Raw genomic sequence first — 25,333 nt, forward strand, 5'->3', positions numbered from 1 at the left:
CCCCGAATGACGGGGATCCAGTCGCGCCGGCGCCTGAGGGATAGGATGACGGCGCGTCGCCCCCGCCGGCAGGTCGGCGCTGGAACGGGACGGATCGGAATGATGAAGGACGCGGCTCGCCATTCGGGCGCGCCAGCGTGGTCTCTGGGTGTTTCCTTCCTGATGGAGGCCGGCGCCCCTCTTCATGCCCTCTGACTGCACCACGAATTGACAGCGCTGTCCAGTCTGATTTGATAACGCTACCTTGGCATCCTCCCTGTTGACGACGCGAAGAACCGGCGCGGGCCGGGTCAGGCCATCGCGGCCTCCGCGGCCCACATGCGGTGGCGCTTGAGGTAGTCGACGTGGCTGGGCATGGCCTCGATGCGGCGGGCCATCATGGTCTTCATGTTGCGGAAGCCTTCGGCAATGGCCCGGCTGTCCTGGCCGGCCACCAGCGGCGAATAGGATCGCGGCCGCACGCCCTGCCCCAGCAGCACCGCCAGCCATGAGGTGGGAGTGAACATCTCGTCGGGATGGATGACCAGTTGGCCGCGCTCCTCGAACAACGCGATCCGCTCGGCCAGCGAGTCCGGGATCGGCATCTGGCGCACATACGACCAAAGGGGCGCGTCGTCGCGCACCGTGGCCTTGTAGTGCAGGACCAGGAAGTCGCGGATCGTCTCCATGTCGATCTGGATGCGCCGGTTGTAGACATCGCGGTTGGCCGGCGAGAACGACCGGTCGGGGAAGTGCTGCAGCAGCTTGTTGATGCTGGCCTGGATCAGATGGATGCTGGTGGACTCCAGCGGCTCCATGAAGCCGCTGGACAGGCCGATGGCGACGACGTTCTTGTCCCACGCCTTGCGACGGCGGCCGGTGTTGAACCGCAGCAGGCGCGGCTCGGCCAGGGGCTTGCTCTCGAGATTAGCCGTCAGGGTCGCCACCGCGTCGTCGTCCGAGATGAAGCGGCTGGAATAGACGTAGCCGTTGCCGACCCGGTGCTGCAGCGGGATGCGCCACTGCCAGCCGGCCTCGCGGGCCGTCGAGGTGGTGTAGGGCGACAGCGGGCCGGACAGGCCGCAGGGCGCGGCGGCCGCGCGGTCCATCGGCAGCAGGTCGGACCAGTCCTCGTAGCCGGCCTTCAGGGTCTGTTCGATCAGCAGGCCGCGGAAGCCCGAGCAGTCGATGAACAGGTCGCCCTCGACGACCTGGCCGGACTTGAGCCGCAGGGCGGTGACGAAGCCCGTCTCGGCGTTCTGGTCGACCTGGACGACCTCGCCCTCGGTGCGGACCACGCCCAGCTTCTGGGCGAACCGGCGAAGGTACTGGCCGTAGAGGATGGTGTCGAAATGGTAGGCGAAGCCGAAGGTCGACATCGGGTCGCGCGGATCGTCGCTCTGCCGGTCGAACCGGCCGGCCTTGGCGGCCTGGGCGCACAGCGCGTAGTCGGCCAGGTCGAGGTCGGCGCCTTCCGTGTTCAGCTTCAGCCAGTATTGGAAGAAGTGGCCCAGCTCGGCGTTGACGCCATAGACGCCGAACGGATGGAAATAGGACTGGCCCACGGCGCCCCAGTCGCGGAACTGGATGCCCAGCTTGTAGGTGGCCTGGGTCTCGCGCATGAACTCGGCCTCGTCCAGGCCCAGCATGGCGTTGAACAGGCGGATCGGCGGGATCGTGGCTTCGCCGACGCCCACCACTCCGATGTCCTGGGATTCGACGACATGGATGCGATAGCGACGGTCGAGGCCTCGCGCCAGGGCCGCGGCGGTCATCCATCCGGCGCTTCCGCCGCCAACGATGACGATAGTCTGGATCCAGTTTCCGTCCGACATCCCGCTGTCCCTTCAACTTGATGAGGTCCGTCGCCCGGCGATCCTGGGCCGGGCGGCGGCGACGCTCAAGGGCGGCGGCCATGGCCCGTCGGGGCCATGGCCGAGCCTTTCTCCGGCTAGCGGCCGAAGCGGTAGCGGAGGCCGAGCGACACGCGGCGGTCGCCCGACACGAAGCGGAAGGGCAGGTCGGAGAACTGCAGGTAGGCCTTGTTGTCCTCCTTGGTCAGGTTGGAGCCCTCCAGCGTCACCTTCAGGTCTTCGGTGACGTCGTAGGCGATCTGGCCGTCCAGCTGGCCATAGGCCTCGTTGCGGATCTCCAGCTTGTGGGTGTCGGCTCCGGAGCCGAAGCTGAAGCCGCCCAGATAGGACTTGTCGCGCCAGGCGTAGGACATGCGGGCCTGGAACGGTCCACGCTCGAAATAGCCCTGGAGGTTGAAGGCGTGCTTGGAGACGCCGGGAATCGGCAGGTCGTCGGAGAAGTCGCTAAACTCAGGCGATTTGGAGTCCGAGTAGGTGTAGTTGGCGGTGAAGCCGAACCCGTTCTCGAACGCGTACTGCGCCTGGGCTTCCAGACCCTTGATCTCGCCGCCTTCGCCATTGACCACCGAGGTGAACGTGCCGGTCGTGGCGCCGGCCACCGATTGGTCCTTCACCGTCACCGGGAAGGTCTCGGGGACGATGAACGAGTCGACGCTCTTGTAGAACACGCCGACCGAAACCAGGCCCTGGCCGCCGAAATAGTGCTCCCAGGCCAGGTCGAATTGCGACGCGCGGAACGGGTCGAGGTCCGGGTTGCCGCCGCTGCCGTTGGTGTAGAGGAACTTGTCGAAGTTCGGCCCCGGGGTGGACGAGCGGGTGAAGTTGTACGACGCGCCCTGGCCCAGATCGAACAGGTTCTGGGCGGCCACGACGCGAGCGCCGCTGGCCCTCACCTTGTCCTGGTCGGTGATGTTGAACACCGCGTTGAGCTGCGGCAGGACGTCCGTGTACTCGCGCACCGTGCGGGCGTTGTCCGGGTTCTTCAGGATGCCGTTCCAGCTGTCGGTGCCCCACCACAGCGGGGTCACCGGCGTGTTGGACGAGTCGATGGTCAGCTTGGTGTGCACCACGCGGACGCCGGCGTTGATGTGGTAGCCGTCGTCGCCCAGGTCGGCCATCACATAGCCTGAGGTCGTCTGGTCCTTGATTTTGAAGGACTCGATCGGGTCGCGGTAGAAGGCGAACTTGGTCGATGGATACAGGGCCTGGATCCAGTTCGCCGGGTTCTTCATCTGCCCGTAGTCCTGGAAGATCGCGTTGACGCCGTGGACGTTGTCGGTGACCGCGCGGCTCGGGGCCGTGGCGGCGGTCTGGTACGGGGTGATCACCGCGGGGGAGTCGCCGAAGCGCGAACAGCCGTAGAAGGCGATGTCGCACTTCTTCAGGCCGATGGCGCCGTCCATGAAGTAGCCCAGCGGGGTCCAGTCGACGAACACGCCGTGGTCGGTCGTGCCCTGGGCGCTGGCTGGCAGCTCGCCCTTGGCCGATAGGTCGGCCAGATAGCGACCATAGTCCGAGGTGACCTTGTTTTCCGAGTAGCGCAGGCCGCCGGTCAGGACCATGTTGGCGCCTTCGCCGAACTCGGGACGCCAGCTGAGATCGCCGGTGATGGCCTTGTTGTCCAGCTTGGACTTGTCGCCGAACGCCCAGTGCGACTTGAAGAACACCGAGCTCGGCGTGGTCATGGCCGTGGCTAGGTTGGCCGCCGGCGTGAACATCGGATAGGCGCCGTTGGTGAAGCTGTAGGTCGCCGTCGCCGGGGCGGTGGAATTGGGCGCGAAGCCCGCGATCCCGTCACGCACCGTGTACTGGGTGTAGCGCGTGTCGACCTGGCCCGAGGTGGACTTGTAGTCGGTCTTGGACCAAGCGGCGCGGACCTTGCCGCTCAGGCGCTCCGTGCCTGCCCAGTCGAGGGCGAACTGCACGTTGTCGGTCTTGGCCCTGGCGTTCTTGGCGAAGGTGTCGCCTTCCGACGAGTTGGCCGTGACCGTGCCCGACTGCAGCACGTCGTTGCTGCTCTTCACCAGGCCCTGCGAGTTATACATCGCGTTTTCGTTGGCGTAGGCCCACTTCAGCGAGTGCTCGCCCGTGAAGATCTTCAGGTCCGAGTGGAACCAGTCGGCCGTCAGGCTCAAGGTGTCGGACACCTTCCAGTCCGCGTTCAGCGAGAAGGCGGTCCGCTTGCGCTCCTGGTGGCGGTTGTTGCTGTAGCGGTATTCCGGCGACCAGATGTTGGTCGTGCCGGTCTGGACCTGGTTGTTGCCCGTCGCGGTGGGACGGTTCAGATAGGCCCAGCCGCCACGGTTCTCGCCGCTGAGCACCTCGGTGTTGATCCAGCTCTCGTCGTAGGTGACGCTGCCCAGCAGGCCGAAGTTCGGCGTGATCTTATAGCCGATCACCGCCGAGAGGTTCGGCTTCAGCTTGCCGTCGGTCGAGCCCTGATTGCCCGCGACGTCCAGCGCCACGGTCAGGTCGTTCTTCATGTCCAGCGCCCGGCGGGTCTTCAGGTTGACCGTGCCGCCGAGGGCGCCCGCCAGCTGGTCGACCTGGGGCGACTTGATCACGTCGACGCCGGCCAACAGGTTGGACGGGATGCCTTCCAGCGAATTGGTCTGCTTGAGGTTGCCCTCGCCCAGGCGGAAGGCTTCCAGCCCCGACAGGAAGGTGTCGCCGTTCAGCAGGGTGATGTTCTGGTCCAGGCCCCGGATGCGGACCTTGGTGCCTTGGCCGTTCTCGCGGTCGATCTGGACGCCCGGCAGGCGCTGCAGCGACTCGGCGATGTTCTGGTCGGGGAACTTGCCCATGTCCTCGGCGGTGATCGACTCGATGATCTGGTCCGAGTTCTTCTTCAAATTTAGGGCGTTCGCCAGCGAGGCCCGGAAACCGGTGACGACGACTTCATCAACCTGGGATGGTTCCTCTTTCTGGGCCGGCGCGGCCTGGGCTAGGGCCTGGCTGGCGCTCAGCAGCACCATGGCCGAGGCGGCGCAGAGCAGAGCCGTGCGCGATCGGTAACACTTTGTGGTCATTTAGCATTCCCCTGATGTGCGGCAGCAGTTCTCGTTCTCGATCAGCGGAGCCGAACGAGCCAAGACGCGGAGTTTGAGGGATGCGTGCGCATCCTCCCGTGGAGTTCCGGCTTTTTCTGGAGTGCCGGTAGCTTCAACCTATGGACAACCGACAGCGCTGTCAACTCGGGACAACGGATTCCGGAGGGAATTTGTCGGTGCAGCTTTTAGGTCACGCCCGAGTCAGGGCCGAGGTGACGGCAGCCAGGGTCACCGGCTCGATGACGGCGTAGCCTTCGCGGGTCGGATGAACCCCGTCATAGGCCAAGCCCGGCTTCATGCCGCCCATCCCGTCATCCAGCACCCGAGTGTAGTCGGCCAGCACCGCGCCGCGCTCGGCGGCATAGGCCGTCAGCCAGGCGTTCAGCGCTCGGACCTTGGCCACGGGCCCCAGGCCGGGGCGCCAGGGAAAGTCCAACGCCGGCATGACCGTGGCCAGGATCACGGCGATCCCGTTGGCCTGGGCCAGGGTGGTCATGGCCTGGAGATTGGCCTGGGTGGCCGTCAGATCGTAGGGCCCGGCGTTCTGGGCGATGTCGTTGATCCCGGCCAAGATGTGCACGGCGGCCGGCTTTAGGGTCACCACCTCCGGCCAGAACCGCACCAGCATCTGGGCCGTCACCTGGCCGCTGATGCCGCGGCCGAGAAAGCCGTTGTCGGTGAAGAAGGCCGGATGGGCGTCGCGCCAGCCCTGGGTGATCGAATCGCCCATGAACACCACCCGCCGCCGCTCGGGCGGCAGGTCGCGATCGACGGCGTTCTCGGCGGCGTAACGTTGCAGGAACGGCCAGTCGGTGCGCAGCCGCAGGTCCTCCGGGCTCGGCGCCGATGGAGCCGCGGCGGTCTGGGCCAGGGCCAGGCCCGGAGCGGCGGCGAGTCCGCCCGCCAACAGCGTGCGACGATCCAGCATCAGCGTACCTCCGTCTTGGCGGGGACCAGGTTCCAGCCCCGCAGTTCCACCTTCGCGCCCGCCCTCGCCTCGCCTGGATAGCGAATCTCGACGGTCCGGCGTTCGCCCGGCAGCAATGAGACATAGTTGTCGGCATAGTAGGCGGGCAAGATCCGAGCGCCCTTGGCGTCGACCAGGGTCAGCTTGCCGTTCAGGGCTGGGGCCGCGCCGGCATTGGCCAGGCTTACGGTGACCACCGTCTCGGCGTCCGCCCCCAGCCGCACCTTGCCGCCGGTGGCCCTGATCGACACCGGCTGGGGCGTCATGGCCGACAGCTGGCGTTCGCCCTGCGCGTCGCGCGCCACCCAGTAGAGATTGCTCGACAGCGGCGCGCCGTCGGCGGCCGTCAGGTCCAGCCGTACGACCACCGCGCCCTGGGCCAGCGGCTCCGACAGGTCCAGCACCTGGCCCAGCGTCACGCCGTTGGCCGCCGCGTCGATCTTGGCGACACGGTCAGCCAGCGGCTTGCCGTCCAGGCCCACGACCCGGGCGCGCAGGCTGGCGCCGGTGATCGGCGTCAGACCGTTGTTGACCACGGCCAGCCGATAGTCGGCCAGGCTCATCTGGACGTGGACGGCCTCGGCGGCCTTTTGGGTTCCGTAATAGGCGGCGTGGGTGTCGTAGTCGTGGCTGAGGATCTGCCACATGGTGGAGGGCCAGGCCGGCTGGGTCATCCACAGCAGGCGCCCCGACGACCTGGTCCACAGTTCCTGGTTCATGCCCTCGAAGATCGCCCGATGGGTCTCGTAGTTCATCAGCTGGGCCTTGCGCTCGAAGTCCTCCAGGCTGGTGGCCGGTCCCAGCTTGGCGGCCATGGCGTCCAGGAAGGTCTTGGTGTCGCCGTTCCCGGTCGGGTGCCAGTCGTGATAGGCCCAGGTGTCGCTGATCGGCCAGCGGTCGGGGGCGGGCACGGCGGCCTCGAACGCCTCCAGGGTGGGGAACGAGGGCGTGCCCACCTCGACCGAGAAGCCCTTGGCGTGCTCGGTGAAATAGGTCTCCGGCTCGCGGTAGTTGTAGGGCCCGCTGTTCTGCAGGTTCACCCGGTTGGAGCTGCCGGTGTACCAGCGCGTGCCGTCCAGGTCGTGGACCAGGGCCTCCAGGCCTTCGTTGAGGATCGGCTGCGGCACGCCCTCGTTGCGGCCGAACCACAGGGCGATCGAGGGGTGGTTGCGGTAGCGGCTGATCACGTCGGCGACGTTCTTCAGGAACAGCGGCACGTCCTGCGGCTCCAGCTGGAAGTCCTGGGTCGAGGCCCAGAAATCGTTCAGCACCAGCAGGCCGTACTCGTCGGCCAGGTCGTAGAAGACGTCCTCGGTGTTCTGGCCCACCCAGTTGCGGATGATGTTGAGGTGGGCGTCGCGGTGCAGGCGGAAATAGGGCTCCAGCCGTTCGCGCGATACGCGCTTGCGCCAGTCGTCCGTGCCCCAGTTGCCGCCCCGCGCGGCGATCTTCACGCCATTGACCTTGATCACCAGGTAGGGCGTCAGGCCCGTGTCGGGCACGTCACGGACCGCCGGCGAGGTTTCACCGACCTTGGTCAGCGAGGTGGCCCAACCGTCGGTCACCTTGCGGACGCCCTCGTGGCTGCCGTCGGTGATGTCCTGGCCCAGCTGGCGGGCCCTGGCGTAGTCGACCTCGACCCGCCGCAGCTCGCCGTGCGAATCCATCAGCGACAGCTCGTAGGTCATCTGTCGCAGGCCGATGCGGCTGTCCTTTTGGTCGGAGGCCTTGCCGTCCACCGAGGCCAGCAAGCGCAGGCCATACAGGGTCTGGGCTCCATAGCCGTTGGGCCACCAGAGCTTAGGGTTCTTGACCGACAGGTGTGGGAAGTCGGTGGGCCTGAACACCACCTCGCCCTGGCCCGGCGCCAGGGTGACGGTCTTTTCGACGGCGACCGTGTCGAAGGCGGCGCGGACCGTGGCCTGGACTGGCCCGTCGGTCAGGTTCTCGACCGGCACGGTGATCTCGACCTCGGCGACGCTGTTGTCCGGCTGGCCCGCCACTTGAGGCAGGGTGGTGACCACATGGCTGTCGCCGATCCGCACCGGGCCGGTGGAGCGCAGCACCACGTCCTGCCACAGGCCGGTGTTGCGGTCGCGGACGCTGGGGATCCAGTCCCAGCCTTCGCTGGCGATGAAGGTCGGCCCGTCCAGGGCTTGCATGCCGCCGTTCTCGCCGACCCCGGCGGTCAGGGATTCCTCGTGCGCCAGGCCCGGATGCGGCGGCGGCGAGATCCTAATGGCGACGACGTTGGCGGCGCCGGGCTTCAGCTTGCCGGTGACGTCGAACTGGCCACGGATGAAGGCGCCTTTCAGCTCCCCCAGCCTTTCGCCGTTCAGCCAGACCTCGGCGGCGTAGTTGATCCCCTTGAAGATCAGCTGCTGGTGGCGACCTTCCTGGTTGGCCGGCGCGACGAACTCGCTGCGGTACCAGTAGTCCTGCTTGTTCAGGCGCTCCGGAATGGCGGTGTTGTTCAGGCCGTAGTCAGGGTCGGGATAGACGCCGCGATCGACCAGGGTGGTCAGCACCGTGCCGGGGACGGTGGCCGTGTACCAGGTCCTGGCGTCGTAGCCAGGTTTTGACAGCGCTGTCCCAGCGTCCGTGACCTTCGGCGCCTCGGCCAGGGACCAGCGCTTCAGAGTCCAGGCCTCTGCACCTTCCGTGGTCGGCGCGGCGACCAGGGCCGGGCCGGCATAGGGCGCGACGGCGACGGGCTTGGAGAATGGCGCCTTGCCTTTCGGACGGGTCCAGGCGTCCTGCGGCGACACCTGGCCGTACATCTGGCGCACCTGCACCGGCCAGGTCGGGCTGCCTGACTCGTACACCGTCAGGTCGGGGTCCGGCTGGGTGGAGGCCAAGGTTCTGAGCGCCGCCGGGGTCAGGGCCGAGGCCTGGGCCGTGAAGCCCGCCACTTTGCCGCCGAACGGCGCCGCGCCGGCCAGTTTGCGCGGGCCCAGCTGGACGGTGGCGGCCGGAGCGACCGGCGCCGCCGGCCCTTCGGCGACCTTGGTCCCATCGACATAGAGCGCCACCGTCGTCCCGTCCGACACCGCCGCCACGTGGCTCCAGGTCCCCGGCTTCAGCGCCGCCGATCCCTTCACGGTCGATGCGCCGGCCCAGACAGCCGGCCCGCCGTCTTGCAGTCCGATGAACCGGCCGCCAGTAGCCGGATCGCCGACCCCGGCTACGACCACCCGGCCGGCCGCGGCGGTCGCCGGCGAGATCCAGCCCTGCAGCGACCACGGCCCTTCGGCCGGCAGCGGACTGCCCGCCAACGGCTTGGCCAGCCCGTCGCCGCCGCGCGGCAGGTCGGCGTTGTAAGGTCCGTAGACGGACGATGTCTGGGCGGCGGCCGGCAAGGCGACCAGAGCGGCGCAGGCCGCCAGCAGCGGCAGGCGAGATATCCCCGAGGCAAGGCGGGGCTTGGCGGTCTTGGTGGTCATGTATTCCTCCTCGGGCCGGCCTCTTCGGGCCGTGCTTGTGTTCAGGAAACGGTCGTCAAGGTCGGGGTAAGAGGCGGCAGAACGCGCGGCGGTCGTCTCTCGTGATCCGGGGTCCGGATGGGGCGAAGGCGATCGCCCTGGCGGCGGCGGTCCGGGCGGGCCAAGGCGCCAAGCCTGATCCGTTCGGATTGCCCGAGCGCGCGAAATTGGCCCAATAGGCCTGCAGGCGAGGCCAGGTCACCGGAGTCGCGCCCGCGGGCGGCGTGTCGAACACGAACGGCAGTTCGGAACCGTGGCGCACCGGCCCCGCGCCGGACGCGGCGACGGCCAGTTCGTAACGCCAGACCCGCTGGCCGGCCGCGACCTGTCGGGCGGCCACCCAGGTGGCGGGGCAACGGAAGCCGGTGTCGGCGGCGACCTGGTCGGCCGTCTTGTCCGAAACCGCGCCGCGGCCGGCGATCCCATAGAGCCGTAGCGCCTGCACAGGGTCGCGATAGTTGGCCTTGATCCAGATAGCGGCGTTGGCCGCGCCGCCATGCAGCGACAGCTCGCGCGCGCTGTTGCCGATGATCAACGGCACGCGGGCCTGACGGCCGGCGGCCAGGGTCTTGGCCGGCGCCTCGCGGATCACCGCTCCGTCGACCACCGCCTGCAACCACACGAAGCCATCGTCGGCGATCGGCGGCTTGAGACTCTCGGCGGCGTCGAGCACCGCCGGACCCGAGGCGGCGCGCAGCCCGGCCAGGTCCCTGGCGCCCAGCGCCCGGGCAAGGTCCTGGCCCAACGCCTCGTTCTGGGCCAAGGATCGCGGCGGCAGGCCGAAGCCCGCCGTGCCGCTCTGTTCGATGGCCTTGTGGAACAGGCCGCGAGCGTCCGGGGCCAACATCAGCAGCCCCACGTCCTGGCCGCCAGCCGAGTGGCCGAACAGCGTCACATTGCCAGGATCGCCGCCCAACCGGGCGATATTGTCCCGCACCCAGCGCAGGGCGGCGATCTGGTCCATCAGGGCGTAGTTCCCCGAGGCTCCGCCGCCCTCGGCGGTCAGGCCGGGATGGGACAGGAAACCGAAGGCCCCCAGCCGGTACTGGATCGACACCAGCACGACGCCCTGATCGACCAGGCTCGACTCGACCGTGCCCCGCGCCGATCCGGCCCGGTTGGCCCCGCCATGGATCCAGACCATGACCGGCAGAAGCTTGGCGGGCTTCAGCGCTGGCGTACGGACGTCGAGATAGAGGCAATCCTCACGGCTGTCGGCGGCGTCCTTGGCGTTCCAGCCGTAGGAGCGCTGCAGGCACGGCGCGCCTGAAACCGTCGCGTCGCGGGTTCCGGTCCAGGGCTGAACGGGAGCCGGCGACTTCCAGCGACGGTCACCGGTCGGTGGGGCGGCGAAAGGCACGCCGCGAAAGGCCGCCCCGGCGCCGCGCGCCTCGCCGCGGATCGCGCCGCCGGTGACGCCGACCTCGACGCCGTCGCTTGCGAAGGCCGTTCCCGCCGCCCCGAGGGCCAGCAGGGCGGCCCACAAGGCCATGGAGATGACGGAGCGACCGTCAGGCGGCGGCATGGGCGGCGGCCTCGGCCGGCGTCCACAAGCGCGCGGCGCCGCGCACGCCCGACGAGTCGCCCCACTGGGCCGGCGCCAGCCTGGCTCGCCAGCCGTCGGAGAAGACATGGGGTTCGATGAAGGCCGGCAGACGGTCGTACAGTTCGCCGACGTTCGACAGGCCGCCGCCGAACACGAAGGCGTCGGGATCGACGATGTCGGCGATCACCGCCAGGCCACGGCCCAGGCGGTCCAGATAGCGGTCGAAACTGGTCGTGGCCTCGGCGTCTCCGGCCCGGGCGGCGGCGATGATCGCTTCACCGGACAGGGCCTGGCCTGTGCGCTCGGTGTGATCGCGGCGGAAGCCGGTGCCCGAGATCCAGGTCTCCAGACAGCCATGCCGGCCGCACCAGCAGGCCGGGCCCGGCGACTCTTCCGGCTTGGGCCACGGCAGGGGCGCATGGCCCCATTCGCCGGCCAGGCCGTTGGCGCCCTCGACAAGCTTGCCCTCGACCGCCAGGCCGCCCCCGCAGCCGGTGCCGATGATCACCGCGAAGACCACGGCCAAGCCGGCCGCCGCGCCATCGACGGCTTCCGACAGGGCCAGGCAGTTGGCGTCGTTGGCCAGCCGCACCGGGCGACCCAGGCCCGCTTCCAGGTCCTCGCGGAACCGGCGGCCGTTCAGCCAAGTGGAGTTGGCGTTGCGCATAACGCCCGTACGTGGCGACACCGATCCGGGCGCGCCAACGCCGACCGAGCCGCGACCGCCGGCCTGCTGCTCGGCCTGGGCGATCAGGTCGCGGACCGTGGCGATGGCCGCGTCGTAGGATCCGGGATTGGGCGCCCGCACCCGGGCCAGGAACCGGCCGTCCGGCGACAGGGCGGCGGCCTCGATCTTCGTGCCGCCAAAATCAACGCCGACCTGAATCAAACCCGGTTTCCTCCAGACGTCCGGAGCGCACGCTACGGTGCTTCCGGCTTGCCTCATAGTCAGCAGCGTCGAATAAAGAAAGCAATTTAAACAATCCGTCGATAGCGGTGAAGCTATCGCGAGCGCCCATCACGATGCTACTAGGGCGTTAGGTCGAAGGTCATCGAATGCCGTCCTCGGAAATCTCGCGGAAGTCCCACCGGAAGCGCACCCCCGGCGCTAGCCTCTCGGGCGCCAATCTTGAGCGAGTCGGCGACCACAACCAGCGCGTTATCCTGCAAGCCATCCGCGTCAACGGCCCGATCACCCGCGTGACCCTGGCCCAGATCAGCGGCCTGACGCCGCCGGCCGTGGCCAACATCACCAAGCGCCTGCTGGACGACGGCCTGATCCTGGAGGCCGGCCGGGTCCAGGGCGCGCGCGGCCAGCCGGCCATGAACCTGACGATCAACCCCGACGGCTGCCTGTCGATCGGCGTCAATATCGATCGCGACCACATCACCGTGGTCATGCTGGACCTGCTGGGGGCGGTGCGGGCCCGGGCCAGCAAGGAGATCGAATTCCCCCTGCCCGCCGACGTGGCCAAGTTCTGCAAGGCCCAGATTCACAAGATGCTGGCTGGCTGGAAGGACGAGCCGCCGCGCCTGGCGGGAATCGGCGTCGCCCTGCCCGACGACCTGGGCCGGGTGGACCTGCCGCACCGGCCCGAGAACTACGGCGTCTGGAGCACGGTCGACATCGGCAAGCTGATGGCCGAGATCCTGCCCCTGCCGGTGTTTCTTGAGAACGACGCCGCCGCCGCCGCCCTGGGCGAACTGCAGTTCGGCCACGGCCTGCGGCGCCCCAGCTTCTTCTACGTCCTGGTCTCGTCCGGCCTGGGTGGCGGCCTGGTGATCGAGGGCGACTATTTCCGCGGCGCCCAGGGACGCAGCGGCGAGATCGGCTTCCTGCCGGTCAGCTCGCCGGAGACCAAGGCCCGCTCGCTGCAGGAGGTGGTGTCGCTGTCGGCGCTCTACGCCCACCTCGAGGCGGGCGGGATCCTGGTCGAGCGTCCCGACCAGCTGATCGACCTGCCAGCCGCGGGCCAGACGCTGGTCGAGGCCTGGATCGACCTGTCGGCCACGCTGCTGGTCCCGCCGTTGGTGGGGATCAGCTGCGTGGTCAATCCCGAGGCCATCTATGTGGGCGGACGCCTGCCCACCGCCCTGCTCGACCGACTGGTCGCGGCGGTCAATGCGCGGTTGGCCGCGATCATCGACGTGCCAGCCCTGGCGCGGGTCGAGCGGGCCGCCACCTCGGCCGACGGGCCGGCGGTCGGGGCGGCCCTGCTGCCGTTCACGGCCCAGCTGCTGCCCTCCCGCGCGGCCCTGATGAAGACCGGCCAAGGTTAACCATCCGCCTACGGATCATATGATCCGCTGGGCGGTCACCGGCTGCCCCTTCCGATGCTGGGCGTCGAGCATGACGATGGCCCGGTGAGCGGCGCGGATGGCTCCTTCCTGCCAGGCGCCGACGTGGCTGAGATACTCGCCGGCGAAGTGGATCGGCCCGTCCGGCTGACCCAGCAGGCGGTAATCCGGCTCGTCGTCACTGGCCCAGCCCACTCCGATGCCCAGGGTGTGGGGCACCGCGGCCCACTGCACCTGCAGGGGCTTTTCGAGCAGTTGGCCGCAGCCCGGATGCATGGCCTCGATGATCTTGCGGGTGTGCTCGATCTGCTCGGCCCGCGGCAGCTTGGCCAGCTGGGTGGCGGCCGGCCCGCCCGTATAGGCGCCGAGGATCACGCCGGTCTTGGTGTGCAGGCCGTAGCTTGGGTACCAAACCATGTTGGTCGGACCCTTCACGAACGAGAGGCCGCCATAGATCTGGTACTTGGGCCCCTCCCAGAACCGCGGGGCCTGCCAGGCGATCTTGATGCTGTCACGATAGGGCGTGCGGGCGATCGCGGTCTTGTAGGCGGGGCTGAAATCGGCGTCGATTTTGGCCAGCACCGGCAGGGGGATGGTCGAGATGCAGTAGTCGGCCTCGATCGCCAGGTCCTTGCCGGCCGCCGCGTCGTAATAGGCGATCCTGACGCCCCTCGCCGTCTTGCGGATCTGGCGCACCTCGCACTGGCGCTTGATGATCTTGGGACCCAGGGCCTTGGCGAAGGCGTGGGGAATGGCGTCCATGCCGCCCTTGGGCTGGAACATGGTGGCCTGCATGTCGATCGTCTCCTCGAACAGCACGCCGTTCCACAGATCCTCGTCGAGCAGGGCTTTCAGGCTGATCGGGTCGTAGGGCGCAGCCCGCTCGTCGCCGGCCCCCGGCTCGATCCTCAGCCCGGCCCGCTGCGAGCCCTTGTAGAAGAGGTCCGGCGACAGGTCGCCATAGGTCTTCAGGAAGGCGACCATCCGCTGCTTATCGTCGGCGGTCAGGTCAGCGTCGAGCGCGCCGGCGTTGATCGCCTTGGCCAGCAGTTCGGAGACGTGACCGCGGGTGTCATTGATCGCCGTCCGCATCTGGATCGGCTTGCCGCCGTTGGCCTCAGGGTTGAGCAGCAGGGCGCTGCGGCTGGTGTTGACCTCGACCTCCAGCTCCACCCCCAGTTCGCGGCAATAGCCCAGCACGATCTGGTGGTGGCTGGGCAGGCGCGCGGCGCCGGCGTTCATGTATTGGCCTTCGTCGAACTCGCAGACCTGGCGCGAGCCGTCGGTCATCTCGATCTTGTCGCCGCGGCGCACGGTCCAGACCCGGCCGCCGGTGCGGGCCCGGGCTTCCAGGATCGTGCAGTCGTAGCCGGCCTTGCCCAGCTCCCAGGCCGCCGCCATGCCCGAGACGCCGGCCCCCAGGATCACGACCTTGGCGCCCTTGCCCCCGCCGCCCTTGGCGAGGTCCGGCGGCGCGCCCGCGAAAGCCGTGGACGGCGCCAGCAGGCCCAGGGCCTGCATGGCGGTAAAGGCGGCGGTGTAGCCGCCGGCCGCCCCGACGGCGTGAATGAAGCTGCGACGGCTGACCGGCATGTGTACCCCTCGTTGCCCGTTGATCGCGCCATGCGAGGCGGCGGCTTCCGATGGGTCAATCCGGCGGCGACGCCGTCGCGCGTTTGGGGGCGCGGCGCCGCTACGGCTTGCGGCCGGCGCCGCATTTCGCGGCGCGCGGTCGGGTCCGTGCGCGCTGGTGCAAGCTGTCGAACGCGCTTGAGCAAAGCTATACCGGCGGCGGATTGACCTGCCGGAAGCCGCCCTCGCGCCAGTACGGGTAGTGCGGATAGGCCGGGGTGACGGCGCTGGCGGCGTCGAGACGCGCCACCTGGTCCAGCGTCAGGCTCCAGCCCACCGCGCCGAGGTTCTGGCGCAGCTGCTCCTCATTGCGGGCCCCGACGATCACGCTGGACACGGTGGGCCGGCGCAGCAGCCAGTTGATGGCGATCTGGGGCAGGGTCTTGCCGGTCTCGGCGGCGATCGTGTCCAGGACGTCGACCACCGCGTACAGGCGCTGGTCGTCGACCGGCGGGCCGATGTCGGCGGTCTCGTGCAGGCGGCTGACCGCCGGCAAGGGCCGGCCGCGGCGGATCTTGCCGGTCAGGCGCCCCCAGCCCAGCGGGCTCCAGACCAGCGCCCCGACGCCCTGATCGATCCCCAGGGGCATCAGCTCGTGCTCGTAGTCGCGGCCGACCAGCGAATAATAGGCCTGATTGGCGACGTAGCGCGGCCAACCATGAGCGTCGGCGATCGCCAGCGACTTCATCAGCTGCCAGCCGGAGAAATTGGACGCGCCGGCGTACAGCACCTTGCCGGCCCTCACGAGGTCGTCGAGGGCGTTCAGCACCTCCTCGATCGGAGTAAAGGCGTCGAAGGCGTGCAATTGCAGGAGGTCGATGCGATCGGTGCGCAGGCGCCTGAGGGCCGCCTCGACCCCGCGCACCAAGCGCAGGCGCGAGGTCCCGGCGTCCAGCGGACCGTCGCCCATCGGCAGGCCCAGCTTGGTGGAGATCAGGGCCTGGTCGCGCACGCCCTCCAGCGCCGCGCCGAGGATCTCCTCCGAGGCGCCGCTGGAATAGACGTCTGCGGTGTCGAACAGAGTCACCCCGGCCTCCAGACAGATCTCGATGATTCGCCGAGCCTGGGCGGCGTCGGTGTCGCCCCAGGCGCTGAACAGCGGACCCTGGCCGCCGAAGGTGCCGGCGCCGAAGCTGAGGGCCGGGACGCGCAGGCTCGATTTTCCGAGTTGGCGATATTCCATGATCGGGGTCCTTGATCAGAGGGCGGCGGCGCGTGGGACGCGGCGCTCGAGGGAAAGGCTGAAGGCGGCCAGGGCCAGGGCCGAGAGCGGCACGGCCGCAGCGACCAACGGGACGGCGGCCAGGCCCGGGCCGTGGGCGATCACCGCCCCGCCCAGCCAGGCGCCGAACGCGTTGCCGAGGTTGAAGGCGGCGATGTTCAGGCTGGACGCCAGGCCCTGGCCGGCGCCGCCGGCCTGCGACAGCACCCGCATCTGCAGCGGCGCGACGGTGGCGAAGGCGGCCGCGCCCAGGCCGAAGGCGGCGATTACCGCGCCGATCCGGTCGTGAAAGCCAAGGGCGGAAGCAACCAGCATCAGGGTCAGGATGGCCAGGCTGCCCAGGAGGGCCGGCGTCAGGGCCTTGTCGGCCCAGCGGCCGCCGACCAGGTTGCCGCCCACCAGACCAGCGCCGAACACCAGCAGGATCGGCGAGACGGCCGCCTTCGAATAGCCGGCCAGCTCGGTCAGGATCGGCTGGATGTAGGTGAAGACCGCGAACACGCCGCCGAACCCCAGGACGGTCATCAAGAGGCCCATCTGCACCTGCGGTCGGGCCAGGACAGCGAACTCCTCACGTAGCGGAGCGGGTTCGGCGGCATCCTTTTCGCGCGGAACCAGGGCGGCCAGCACCGCGAAGGCGACCAGGCCGATCGCGCCCACGGCCCAGAAGGTCGAGCGCCAACCGAAGGCCAGGCCCAGCCACGAGCCGAAAGGCACGCCCAGCAGGGTGGCCAGGGTCAGGCCCGTGAACATGACGGCGATGGCCGAGGCCTTGCGCTGGGGCGGCACCAGACTGACGGCGACCAGGGACCCCACGCCGAAGAAGGTGCCATGGGCCAGGGCGGTGACGATCCGGGCCGCCATCAGCAGGCCGTAAGACGGGGCCAGGGCGGCGGCGATATTGCCGATCGTGAAGATGGCCATCAGCACCAGCAGGGTGGTCTTGCGCGGCAGGCGGCGGGTGGCGATCGTCAGGATCGGGGCGCCGACGAACACGCCCAGGGCATAGCCGGTCATCAGGAGGCCGGCCCGAGGAATCGAGACGTCGAGATCGGCAGAGACCTGCAGCAGCAGGCCCATGATCACGAACTCGGTGACGCCGATCCCGAAGGCGCCGACGGTCAGGGCATAGAGGGCGAGAGGCACGGCAAGAGCTCCGGGAGAGTTTTCGAGCCGCTGAGGTAGTCTTCCTCATTTCCGTGAATTAGACTGCTGGAAAGACAGACATCTGTGAGCTGAAGTCAAAGATGGCCAGGCTGGAGATCAACCGTTCGGGCGAGATGGAAGTGTTCGCCCGGGCCGTGGAGCTGGGCGGTTTCTCGCCGGCGGCTCGGGCCCTGAAGATGACGCCTTCGGCGGTCAGCAAGCTGGTCAGCCGGATGGAGGCGCGCCTGGGCGCGCGGCTGATCAACCGTTCGACCCGCAAGCTTACCCTGACGCCCGAGGGCGAGCTGTTCCATGAACGGACCCTTCGGGTCCTCGCAGACCTGGATGAGGCCGAGAGCGCAGTCGCCGCCACCCAGGCGCCGCGCGGCCGGGTGCGCGTCAGCTCCAGCGTGCCGTTCGGCCTGCATCATCTGCTGCCGCTGGTTCCCGGCTTTTCGGCGCTCCATCCGAAGGTGATCCTGGATGTCGTGCTCTGCGACACGGTCGTGGACCTGATGGACGCCCGCGTCGACGTCGCCATCCGATCCGGGCCGATGCGGGCTTCGCAGCTGATGGCCCGCAAGCTGGGCGACAGCCCGATGGCCGTGGTCGCCTCGCCGTCCTACCTGGCCCGCCACGGCGCACCCGAGACGCCGCGCGCTCTGTCCGCCCACAACTGCATCGGCTTCAACTTCGCCCGTCACTGCGACAAGTGGCCGTTCATCGACGGCGACGAGCGCCTGTCGCTGCCGATCCATGGCGACGCCACCGCCGGCGACGGCGAGACCTTGCGGCGGCTGGCCCTGGTCGGCCAGGGCCTGGCCCGACTGGCCCATTACCATGTCGGCCCCGACATCGCGGCCGGTCGTCTGGTTCCGGTGCTGGAGACCTACAATCCCGGCGACCGCGAGGACCTGCACGCGGTCTATGTCGGTCACGGCGGCCAGTTGCCCAGCCGGGTGCGGGCGCTGATCGACTTCCTGGTCGCGGAGGTGGACTTGCATGCGCCGCGCGATTCCGCCGGTTGTTGAAGGCCTGCTAGAGCGGCTTGTCCAGGAACGGGCGGACCAGGGCGATCGTCGCCTGAGGGTTCTCTTCCATGATCCAGTGGCCCGAGGCCGGCACCACGCCTTCGGTGACGTTGTCGGCCGCCGCGCGCATGACCGTGGCCATCATCGGGCCGAACGACTTCTCGCCGCCCAGGGCCAGAACCGGCATGGTCAGCTTGCCGTACTGGGCCAGCAGGGCCTTGTCGTCGACGGCGTCCTGATCGAAGGCGTGGAACTGCTCGAAGCCGGCGTGCATGGCGCCCGGACGGGCGTAGAGCGCGGCGTAGTGGGCGCGGGCGTCCTCGGTGAAATTGGCCGGATTGGCCGAAAACTCGTTCCAGAAGCGGTCCAGATAGATGCGCTCGCGGCCGGCGACCAGGCGCTCCATGTCGGGCCCGCCGAATCGGAAGTGCCAGAGCAGCGGGTTCTTCAGGATCTCCTCCCAGGGGCCGATTCCCGGCACCGGAGCGTCGATCAGCACCAGGCGCGTCACCCGCTTCTGGTTCTGCACGGCGAAGCTGTAGGCGACCATGTTGCCGATGTCGTGGGCGACCACGTCGGTCTTGTCGATCTTCAGAGCGTCCAGCACTCCCGCCACGTCGCCGGCTTGAGTCTTCTTGTCGTAGCCGCCGGCGGCCCGGGCCGACAGGCCCATGCCGCGCAGGTCGGGGACCACGACGGTGTGGTCGCGCACCAGGTCAGCGGCCAGCGGCGCCCACATGTCGCCGGTCTCGCCATAGCCGTGCAGCAGCACCACCGCCGGGCCGTGGCCGCCGACGCGGACGTGGATCGTCGTGCCGTTGGCGGCGATCTCCTGGATCCTGAACGCGGCGGGGAAGGCGGGCATTTCGGCGTGCGCGGCGCCGGCGAACGCGACGGCCGCGATCAGCCAAAGGACAAGGCGTGGCATGGCGAGCTCCAGGGTTGAGGCCTTCAACCTGAGCCCCACCCAGCGGCGGCGCTAGCAGAATACCGTCGGGATTGGCCTATTTCCGACACCGATCGGACTGTAAGCCGGAAACGTGGCGCGGGGCCGCCACGCTCCCGCCGGTCGTCAGGCCAAGGCCTTCTTGTACAGCGCCAGCAGTTCGGCCCACGCCTTCTCGGCGGCCGGTTCGTCATAGACCTGGCCGCCCTTGACGGTCCAGCCGTGGGCCGCGCCAGCATAGACCTCGACCTTGGCCGGACGCTTGGCCGCGGCGAAGGCGGCCTTCAGCTTGTCCTTCGCGGCCGGATCCTGCTTGTCGTCGTTGTCGGCGATGGCGACCAGGTAGTCGGCGTGGGTCTTGGGGATCAGCAGGTGCGGACTGGTCGGCTGATCGGTAACCAGGCCGGCCCCGTGGAAGCTGGCCACCGCGGCGATGCGGCCCGGGGCGACAGCCGCCGTGCGGAAGGCCAGGGGGCCGCCCATGCAATAGCCCTGCACCCCGACCTTCTTGCCTTTATTGGTCTGGGGCTGGGCGTCGAGGAAGGCGACATAGGCGGCGGCGTCGCGATCGGTCCCCTCCGGCGTGACCGTGGCGCGCAGCGGGGTCAGCTTGGCGCGGTCGTCGGGATTGGCGAAGCTGAACGCCCCCTCGATCACCGGCGCCTTCTTGGCCCGGTAATAAAGGTTGGGGACCAGCACGACATAGCCGGCGGCGGCCAAGCGGCGGCCCATGTCGCGGAACACCGGCCGCAGGCTCATCACGTCGGGCCAGACCAGCACCGCCGGCCAGGGACCCTTGCCCTGCGGATAGAACAGGGCCGCGTCGGCCCCGCCGTCGGGCGTCTTGATCTCGACGTCCTTCTCGACCACCGGGCTCTGAGCGCCAGCGGCGGTCGCGGCCAGCCCTCCCAGGGCGGCGGCGGCCAGGCCGAACGTCCGGCGCGACAGGCGAGGATCGTGGACCAGACCCGGGTGGATATCGTCGTCACACATGCGAGCAGTCTCCATCGAGGCGGCAGGGCGCGAGCCCTCGTGGCGCACACCTTAGCGCATGGCCCGGCCCCGGGAAGGTCTCGGCGACAAACCTCCCGTTGCGACCCCCGCCTAGGCGGCGAAGACCTTCCGCCCCCGTTCGACATGCATGCGGTGCGAACCCGCCAGGCTGGTGTCGCGGACCTTGATCGTCCGCAGGAACAGCCATTCGCCCGTCAGGCGCTGCGGCGTCACCTCGATCATCATATAGCCGCGCTGGCTGGTGTCGGCCCATTTCAGCTCGGGATTGGCGGCCATGAAGCCTTCGGCGACCCGCCTGGGATCGGCCCCGAAGTCGCCCTCGGCCCCGCTGGAGGTGACGCTGTGGCCGGCGAACTCGACGCCGGCCGGACGGCCATCCTCGATCAGTCCATAGGCCCAGGCGTTGTGGCTGTCGCCCGACAGCATGACCAGGTCGGCGTCGGCGGCCTGGGCGGCCTGCAGCAGCCGCGAGCGCGCCGCCGGATAGCCGTCCCAGCGGTCCATCCACATCGGCAGGCCCAGCCTGGCGGCCCGGATGTTGTTCTTGTAGCCGGCGACCTTGCGTTCGGAGACCTCGGGCCGCAGCCAGTCGACCGCGTCGCGCGGCATCACTGTTCGCCCCAGGATCGTGCCCATCCCGACCATCTGCCAGGCGCTGGAGCGCGCGTTGGTTTTCAGCTGATGGGCCAGCCAGCTTTCCTGGGTCGAGCCGAGCATGGTCGCCGAAGGGTCCCGCCAGGGTCCGTCGCGAAAGGCCTTCAGCGCGGCGTCCGGATCTTCCGCCTTGAAGGCGGCGCCGATGTCGGCCGGCCGGGTGCGGCCCAGGAGGCGGGATTCCGTGCGGTAGAGCGTGGCCAGGGCGCCGATCGGATAGGTCTTCCACGGCTCGTCCGACACCGGCATCCACTCGCGATAGACCTGCATGGCGGCGGCGCGGCGCGCGTTCCAGTCGCCTTCGGCGGCCGGCTGGTGGTTCTGGGCTCCGCCCTCCCAGCTGTCGTTGGCGGATTCGTGGTCATCCCAGAAGGCGACCATCGGAGCCGCCTGGTGCAGGCGTTGCAGCTCGGGATCGGCGCGATAGCAGGCGTAGCGCAGCCGGTAGTCGGCGATGGTCAGGATCTCGTTGGCCGGCTGCAGCGACCGCCCCACGGCCCAGTCGCCTTCGTGGATGGACGCCGGGCCGTACTCGTAGATGTAGTCGCCGGTGTGCAGCCACAGGTCCAGGTCGGGGCGGGCGGCGGCGTGGCCATAGGCGTTGAACAGCCCGACCGGCAGGTTCGAGCAGGAGAAAACGCCCAGGCCGAACCGGGCGACCTCGCCGACCGGCAGGGTCTTGGTCCGGCCGGCCGGTGACCGGCTCCCGTCGGGCGCTATGAACCGGTACCAATAGACGGTTCCGGGCCGAAGCCCATCGACCGTGATCTTGACGGTCCAGTCGCGATAGGCGCCGGTGCGCACCACGCCGCCCGCGACCACCTTGGCGAAGCTGGAGTCAAGCGCCAGTTCGACCTCGAGCCGGACCGTGTCGTCGCGGGCCGCAGGGACGTAGCGGGTCCACAGCAGCATGGCGTCGGGCCCCGGTTCGCCGCTGGCCACATTGTGCGTGAAGCCCGTGGCGCCCAGGACCTCGGCCGCCAGCCCGCGGCCGGCGGAAAGCCCGAGCGCGCCCAGGCCAAGTCCGGCGCCGAGGACCAGACTGCGACGATCGATGTTCAGGACCACGGCATCCTCCGTAGACGGTTGATTTCGGAGAGAGACGGCCGCGCGCCGCTCATTGGGCGCGCGGCCGAGCTGGCGCCGGGGCAGGGGGGAGACCGCCAGCGCCAGGGTGGGAAGGGGTTAGAAAGTGCCCTTGACGCCGATGTTCCACATCGAGCCGTAGATGCTGTACTGCTGCACCCGGCTGCGGACGTTGGAGTAGATGACGTCCGGCGCGTTGAAGATGTTGCGGCCGGCCAGCATCACTTCGAACTGCTTGTTGATCTTGTAGCTGGCGCTGACGTTCCAGAGCTCACGCGCGGCGTGGTAGAGAACACCGTTCGGGCTGGAGGTCGGCGTATTGCTCAGCGCGCTGGTGCGATACTTGCCCTGGGCGTTACCGGTCAGCTGGACGTCGAACTTGCCGTAGCTGTAGCGCACGCCCCAGTTGGCCGCCGTCTTGGGCATGTTCACGCGCTCGCCGTCGGGATCGATCTTGGTGATCGAGCCGCGCAGGCCCAGGCCTCGCAGCGCCCCCGGCAGGAAGGTCAGCTGCTGGTCGTATTCGAGGGTCACGCCCTTGTTGGTGCTTGTGCCCGGCAGGTTCTGGGCGCTGCGGAAGGTGTAGCCCGCATAGGCGCCGGGATCATAGCCGACGTCCTCGGGGGCGACCGTGACGCCTGTCACCTGCATGTCCTTCACGTCCAGCTGGTAGGCGGACAGACCGATGACGCCGGAGGGCTCCAGGAAATATTGAAGGCTGGCGTAGTACTTGGTCGAATGTTCGGGCTTCAGCAGCGGGTTCGGGACCGAGACGATCAGGTTGTTGTCGTCAACCGCGACCACACCGCCCAGATTGCCGTAGTCGGGGCGCAGGATCGACTGGCTGAAGGCCAGCTGGCCGACCAGCTTCCTGCTGAAGTCATACTTGGCCCCGCCGCTCAGAAACCAGTCGTCGTACTCGCCGTGACGGGTCGCATAGGTCCCGTTCCGGTACTTGTAGAGCAGCGCGGGCTCGGTGTTGAGCGTATAGCCGGCGGCCGTCACCTCCTTGTCCGAGCGGACGTCGGCGACACGGGCGTCGGTCTTGGTGCTCTCGTAGCGCAGGCCCAGGTCGAACTGAGCCTTGCCGATACGCGGCTGGACCTCGAAATAGGCGGCGCTGACCTCCTCGCCGACCTTCTTATTGTTGTCGAGCTGGCGCTTCAGGTTGCCGTAGGTGTCGGGCGTGAAGAAGTCCGGGTGCTGTTCGTAGATGTCGTAGACGGCGTAGTTGCTGTCGGCGCGCCAGTTCTGATCGTTCAGGTTGCCGGCGTCGAAGCCGTGGATCTTGAAGCTGTAGTTCTGGGTCCAGGGAATGACCGCCTCGGGGGCCTTCTGGGTCGCGTCGTGCGTCGGGCCCACATATTGGAATTGCTGGTACGAGCCCTCGTTGGTCTTCCAGACATTGGTTCGGTAGGTCGCGCCGGCCAGAACCTTGAGCTGGACCGGACCGAGATCCAGTTTCTTCTTCAGGTCCAGATTGAGGCCGTACATCTGATTCTGGGCGTCGGACTGGGACGTGCGGATGTTGTTGCCGATGTCGTCGTCACGATTGAAATTGGACGCCACGCCCCAGGGCCGGCCGGCGGTCTGCTTCAGGGTCCAGGCGTTGGAGTCTTCCGACGCGCGGTCCAGCGTGAAACCGATGCGGGTCAGGTAGCTGTCCGTGCGCTGAAAGAAGCCCTTGTCGTTGTCGCGAAAATTGAACTCCGAGCTGGAATAGCTGCCACGCAGCAGCGCTTCCCAGGTGTCGCCGCGATACTCCAGCTTCGGCGCGAACAGCCATGAGGGCGTGCCGGCGTAGCGGTGCGAATACTGGGTATGCAGGCGGGTATTGGTCCCGTTCGGATTGACCACGATGTGGGTCGGCGTGGAGTCGGCCGTGGTCTGGGACGCTGTCGCCGTGCCGAAGATCAGGTAGGTATACTGGTTGAAGTACTCGACGTCGTAGAACGAATAGGTGCTGCGCAGGCTAAGCGTCCACTGGTCAGTCAGCTTATAGTCGACGCTGAGATTGGCCGCCTGGCGATGGGTCAGCTTGGGGCCTGGCCGCCACATCACCTGGTAGGGAATTACCCGGCCATTGGCCAGGTACGACCAGTCGGTCTGGATGCGATCCTGCTCGACGAAGTTGGCGTTGTAGCTGGCGTTGAAGGCAATCCCCAGCCGACCGTTCACGAAGACGTCGGCATAGCCGATCTGGGCCGACGGAAAGATCGAGGCGTGCTGCTTGTCGTCCGGCAGGTACATCCGCGACAGCCTGGAGTCGGAGGACCCCACGCCGCCCAGCTGGAAGCGCAGCAGGCGGCCGTTGCGCTGGAAGGCGTACTTGCTGCGCAGGTTGATGGCGCCGCCGGGCGAGTCGGCGTCCATGCTGGCCTGCAGGGTGTTGTTCAGCTCGATCGAGTCGATGCCGGTGATCGACATCTGCTCGAACGAGTTCTGGCGGCCGTTGTTGTTGTTGGAGGTCGCCGTCGCCATGCGGGCGCCGTCGGTGGTGAAGGTCGAGTACTTCGGGTCCAGGCCGCCGATCCGTACGGCCGTGGCGTCCACCTCGGTGTAGTCGAGCGAGATGCCCGGCATGTTCTTCATGAACTCGCCGACGTCGCCCATGGTCAAGGCGCCGAAATTGTCGGCGGCCACGACGTTCTTGGCGTTGGTCGAGGCGCGGCGCTCCATGATCGCCGCGGCCTGGCCTTCCCGCCGGGCGACGATGGTGATCGCTTCGACCTCGCCGTCCTTGGCAACATAGGACAGCGGGTTCAGGGCGACGTCCAGCGTCGCGGCCTGGCCGGCGACGACGGTGGCCACCGCCCGGGCCTCCTGCAGGCCGGTATATTTGACGACGACCGTGACCTCGCCGGCCGGGACACCGGCCAGGCGAAAGTCGCCGCCATCCTCGGAGAAGGCCGCGATGGTCGTGCCCTCGACGCGGATCTCGGCGTTGCGCACATATTCGCCGGTGGCGGTGTTGAGGACACGGCCGCGCACCACGCCGGCCCCGGCCTGGGACACGGCCCCGCTCGTCGCGCCCTGAACGGACGAGCGCAGGGTGATGACCTGTCCGTCGTCGGAGTCGATCCGCAGCGGCGTGCCGGCGATCAGGCGGCGAAGCGCGGTGCGCACATCCATCCGCCCCTTGACGGCCGGCGTCATGACGCCCTCGAGGTTCCGCGCCGACGCCACGATCTGCACCTGCCCCTGGCGCGCCAGTTCGGGAATGGCGCGCACCGCGGGCTGGGCCGGAATGTCGAAGATTCGGTCCTGCGCCAGGGCCGGCGCGGTGGTCGAGAGCGCGATGACCGCGGCTCCGCAGGCGAGGACGGAATGACGAGAATACATTGGTTGGCGGCCCCCAATCGTCGCGTCGGTCGCGACGTTCGCGGTTGAGAGCCGTCAGCCGGTG

15 protein-coding genes are annotated in these 25,333 nt (G+C 68.5%); 2 read left to right on the plus strand and 13 right to left on the minus strand.

All coding sequences use genetic code 11. From position 1 onward, the window contains the following. Positions 1 to 290: 290 nt before the first annotated feature. From EV278_RS01900 to EV278_RS01925, 6 genes are all read right to left on the minus strand, one after another. Positions 291 to 1,814: a tryptophan halogenase family protein gene (locus EV278_RS01900; RefSeq protein WP_132086103.1), complete on the minus strand. Its 1,524-nt coding sequence runs from the start codon at positions 1,812 to 1,814 to the stop codon at positions 291 to 293. Between the two features lie 116 nt (positions 1,815 to 1,930). Beyond that, positions 1,931 to 4,882 carry a TonB-dependent receptor gene (locus tag EV278_RS01905; RefSeq protein ID WP_243692039.1) on the minus strand — a complete coding sequence of 984 codons (2,952 nt, stop codon included), beginning with the start codon at positions 4,880 to 4,882 and terminating at the stop codon, positions 1,931 to 1,933. A 211-nt stretch (positions 4,883 to 5,093) separates the two neighbouring features. Further along, positions 5,094 to 5,831 carry an SGNH/GDSL hydrolase family protein gene (locus EV278_RS01910; protein WP_132086105.1) on the minus strand — a complete coding sequence of 246 codons (738 nt, stop codon included), beginning with the start codon at positions 5,829 to 5,831 and terminating at the stop codon, positions 5,094 to 5,096. Next, positions 5,831 to 9,313 (minus strand): LamG-like jellyroll fold domain-containing protein, encoded by a 3,483-nt coding sequence (locus EV278_RS01915; RefSeq protein WP_132086107.1) that lies wholly within the window; start codon positions 9,311 to 9,313, stop codon positions 5,831 to 5,833. The genes EV278_RS01910 and EV278_RS01915 overlap by 1 nt, the downstream gene beginning before the upstream one ends. A gap of 55 nt (positions 9,314 to 9,368) precedes the next feature. Next, positions 9,369 to 10,877 carry a carboxylesterase family protein gene (locus EV278_RS01920; protein ID WP_207905423.1) on the minus strand — a complete coding sequence of 503 codons (1,509 nt, stop codon included), beginning with the start codon at positions 10,875 to 10,877 and terminating at the stop codon, positions 9,369 to 9,371. Further along, a complete protein-coding gene (locus EV278_RS01925; protein ID WP_132086109.1) occupies positions 10,864 to 11,787 on the minus strand; it encodes an ROK family protein in 924 nt (307 codons plus the stop codon). The genes EV278_RS01920 and EV278_RS01925 overlap by 14 nt, the downstream gene beginning before the upstream one ends. A gap of 167 nt (positions 11,788 to 11,954) precedes the next feature. Here EV278_RS01925 and EV278_RS01930 point away from each other — a divergent pair, with 167 nt between their 5' ends. Then, entirely contained in the window at positions 11,955 to 13,178 is a 1,224-nt protein-coding gene (locus tag EV278_RS01930) for an ROK family transcriptional regulator (protein ID WP_132086111.1), read from the plus strand. A gap of 15 nt (positions 13,179 to 13,193) precedes the next feature. Here the strand turns inward: EV278_RS01930 and EV278_RS01935 are convergent, their stop codons facing one another. The 3 genes from EV278_RS01935 to EV278_RS01945 form a co-directional block, all read right to left on the minus strand. Then, on the minus strand, positions 13,194 to 14,789 hold the full coding sequence (locus EV278_RS01935; RefSeq protein ID WP_132086113.1) for an FAD-dependent oxidoreductase: 1,596 nt from the start codon (positions 14,787 to 14,789) through the stop codon (positions 13,194 to 13,196). Positions 14,790 to 14,976: 187 nt separating this feature from the next. Then, on the minus strand, positions 14,977 to 16,011 hold the full coding sequence (locus EV278_RS01940) for an aldo/keto reductase (protein WP_132086115.1): 1,035 nt from the start codon (positions 16,009 to 16,011) through the stop codon (positions 14,977 to 14,979). Positions 16,012 to 16,026: 15 nt separating this feature from the next. After that, complete coding sequence (locus EV278_RS01945; RefSeq protein ID WP_132086117.1) at positions 16,027 to 17,196, minus strand: MFS transporter; 1,170 nt, start codon at positions 17,194 to 17,196, stop codon at positions 16,027 to 16,029. 101 nt (positions 17,197 to 17,297) lie between these two features. On the opposite strand from EV278_RS01945, the gene EV278_RS01950 reads away from it, so the two are divergent. Continuing rightward, on the plus strand, positions 17,298 to 18,227 hold the full coding sequence (locus EV278_RS01950) for a LysR family transcriptional regulator (RefSeq protein WP_132086119.1): 930 nt from the start codon (positions 17,298 to 17,300) through the stop codon (positions 18,225 to 18,227). Between the two features lie 7 nt (positions 18,228 to 18,234). Here the strand turns inward: EV278_RS01950 and EV278_RS01955 are convergent, their stop codons facing one another. From EV278_RS01955 to EV278_RS01970, 4 genes are all read right to left on the minus strand, one after another. Next, positions 18,235 to 19,155, minus strand: a complete 921-nt coding sequence (locus EV278_RS01955) for an alpha/beta hydrolase (RefSeq protein ID WP_132086121.1) — start codon at positions 19,153 to 19,155, stop codon at positions 18,235 to 18,237. A gap of 144 nt (positions 19,156 to 19,299) precedes the next feature. Next, on the minus strand, positions 19,300 to 20,166 hold the full coding sequence (locus EV278_RS01960; protein WP_132086123.1) for a dienelactone hydrolase family protein: 867 nt from the start codon (positions 20,164 to 20,166) through the stop codon (positions 19,300 to 19,302). A gap of 111 nt (positions 20,167 to 20,277) precedes the next feature. Next, positions 20,278 to 21,909: an alkaline phosphatase D family protein gene (locus EV278_RS01965; protein WP_132086125.1), complete on the minus strand. Its 1,632-nt coding sequence runs from the start codon at positions 21,907 to 21,909 to the stop codon at positions 20,278 to 20,280. A 117-nt stretch (positions 21,910 to 22,026) separates the two neighbouring features. Then, the gene (locus tag EV278_RS01970) at positions 22,027 to 25,269 is read right to left on the minus strand and encodes a TonB-dependent receptor (RefSeq protein ID WP_132086128.1); all 3,243 of its coding nucleotides are present in this window, start codon (positions 25,267 to 25,269) and stop codon (positions 22,027 to 22,029) included. Positions 25,270 to 25,333 lie beyond the last annotated feature (64 nt).

It is taken from the genome of Caulobacter sp. BK020, assembly GCF_004342605.1.
GTDB lineage: Bacteria > Pseudomonadota > Alphaproteobacteria > Caulobacterales > Caulobacteraceae > Caulobacter.

Coding starts and splice junctions, on each gene's coding strand:
- EV278_RS01970 (WP_132086128.1), bottom strand. CDS start 25,269: ATGTATTCTCGTCATTCCGTCCTCGCCTGCGGAGCCGCGGTCATCGCG.
- EV278_RS01905 (WP_243692039.1), bottom strand. CDS start 4,882: ATGACCACAAAGTGTTACCGATCGCGCACGGCTCTGCTCTGCGCCGCC.
- EV278_RS01920 (WP_207905423.1), bottom strand. CDS start 10,877: ATGCCGCCGCCTGACGGTCGCTCCGTCATCTCCATGGCCTTGTGGGCC.
- EV278_RS01960 (WP_132086123.1), bottom strand. CDS start 20,166: ATGTGTGACGACGATATCCACCCGGGTCTGGTCCACGATCCTCGCCTG.
- EV278_RS01930 (WP_132086111.1), top strand. CDS start 11,955: ATGCCGTCCTCGGAAATCTCGCGGAAGTCCCACCGGAAGCGCACCCCC.
- EV278_RS01950 (WP_132086119.1), top strand. CDS start 17,298: ATGGCCAGGCTGGAGATCAACCGTTCGGGCGAGATGGAAGTGTTCGCC.
- EV278_RS01935 (WP_132086113.1), bottom strand. CDS start 14,789: ATGCCGGTCAGCCGTCGCAGCTTCATTCACGCCGTCGGGGCGGCCGGC.
- EV278_RS01900 (WP_132086103.1), bottom strand. CDS start 1,814: ATGTCGGACGGAAACTGGATCCAGACTATCGTCATCGTTGGCGGCGGA.
- EV278_RS01915 (WP_132086107.1), bottom strand. CDS start 9,313: ATGACCACCAAGACCGCCAAGCCCCGCCTTGCCTCGGGGATATCTCGC.
- EV278_RS01955 (WP_132086121.1), bottom strand. CDS start 19,155: ATGCCACGCCTTGTCCTTTGGCTGATCGCGGCCGTCGCGTTCGCCGGC.
- EV278_RS01910 (WP_132086105.1), bottom strand. CDS start 5,831: ATGCTGGATCGTCGCACGCTGTTGGCGGGCGGACTCGCCGCCGCTCCG.
- EV278_RS01940 (WP_132086115.1), bottom strand. CDS start 16,011: ATGGAATATCGCCAACTCGGAAAATCGAGCCTGCGCGTCCCGGCCCTC.